Source organism: Arthrobacter sp. 2YAF22_2, from assembly GCF_052114645.1.
Classification (GTDB): Bacteria; Actinomycetota; Actinomycetes; order Actinomycetales; family Micrococcaceae; genus Arthrobacter.
Genome location: NZ_JBFRFD010000708.1, coordinates 1 through 1,410, shown reverse-complemented (window position 1 = coordinate 1,410; position 1,410 = coordinate 1). Strand labels below are relative to the sequence as shown.

Here is a 1,410-nt window from a genome sequence, read left to right as displayed (position 1 = left end):
GAGCCGGTCAGCAGGATCGGACGGCGCCCCACCCGGTCCACGAGCGCGATGGCCACGAGGGTCACCAAGATGTTGGTGATCGCGGTGGCCACCGAGATCGTGAGCGAGTCCTTCTCCTGGAAGCCCACCGCTTTCCAAAGTGTCGTGGAGTAGTAGAAGATCACGTTTATGCCGACGAACTGCTGCAGCACGGACAGGATGATGCCGATCCACACGACCGGCTGCAGGCCCAGCGCTTTGCCGCGCAGGGAGCCCTTCTTGCCGGCGGCCGAGTCTTCCTCGATGGCGGTCTTGATATCGCGCAGGCTGCGGTCGGTGTCCTCATCCGGTGCGATGGACTCGAACACCTCGCGGGCCTCGTCTTCCTTGCCCTTGAACACCAGGAACCGCGGCGATTCGGGGAGCGTAAAAGCGACCCAGCCGTAAACGATGGCAGGGACGGCCCCGGCGACGAACATCCAGCGCCAGGCCTCCACACCGAAATAAAGGGGATGCCCGGCGCCGCCGGCAGAGTTGGCGAACACGGCGTCGGAGAGGAGCGCAGCAAAAATGCCGGTGGTGATGGCGAGCTGCTGCAAAGACGCCAGACGGCCGCGCACCCGGCGCGGCGAGATCTCGGAGATGTAAGCCGGAGCAATCACCGAGGCCAGGCCGATGCCCAGACCGCCGACGAGGCGCCAGAACACCAGGTCCCACACGCCAAAAGCGAACCCCGCGCCGAAGGCGCTGACCAGGAACAACAAGGCACCGATCTTCATCGCCGGGATACGGCCGTAACGGTCCGCGATCCGTCCCGCCAGGTAGGCACCGACCGCGCAGCCCAGCAGGGCCACCGCGACCGCGAAGCCGGTCACGGCCTCGCTCAGTCCGAATTGCCCCTTGATGGCGTCGACCGCGCCATTGACGACGGACGAGTCGAAGCCGAAGAGGAAGCCGCCGACGGCGCCCGCCACCGCCAACCAAATGACCCGTCCGGGGATCTTGGCGGCAGGCTGGTCATTCTTGGTCATGGAAGCTCCTCGGCAGATCGTGGTCCTCGGCTCACGCCGAATCTCCAGTCTTGCACCGGCGCCACCGGGATGCACGTCACACGAGTGCCGACGTGGGGTGGACCGTGACGTGCCAGCCTAGTGGGCCGGTACCGCCTCCTTGGCGGCAGCCTTCGGATCCGTGAGCTTCTTATTCGGCAGCGCGAAGGTGATCAGGAACGCGATACCGGTCAGCACGGCCGCCGTCAGCATGACCGCGTCGATGGACTGGGCGAATCCTTCGGTGATCGGCCGGGTCAGCGCTGAATTGGCTGTGTGCAGCCAGCTCGTATCGTTCAGCGAGTCGTTGCTGGCGCCGTTCTTGAAGAACGCGTAGAGCTTGGCGTTGGCGGGGTCGGCCGCCACGGCAGGATCCTTAAGC

General features: G+C 65.6%; 1 protein-coding gene and 1 pseudogene. Both read right to left on the bottom strand.

The genetic code is table 11. The annotated features are described in order from the left end of the window. Window positions 1–1,010 (bottom strand): sugar porter family MFS transporter (locus AB4Y86_RS18895; protein ID WP_441403665.1); only part of this gene is annotated, 1,010 nt, incomplete at its 3' end. 117 nt (window positions 1,011–1,127) lie between these two features. Further along, window positions 1,128–1,410, bottom strand: a pseudogene (locus tag AB4Y86_RS18890) (MFS transporter); the annotation flags it as partial.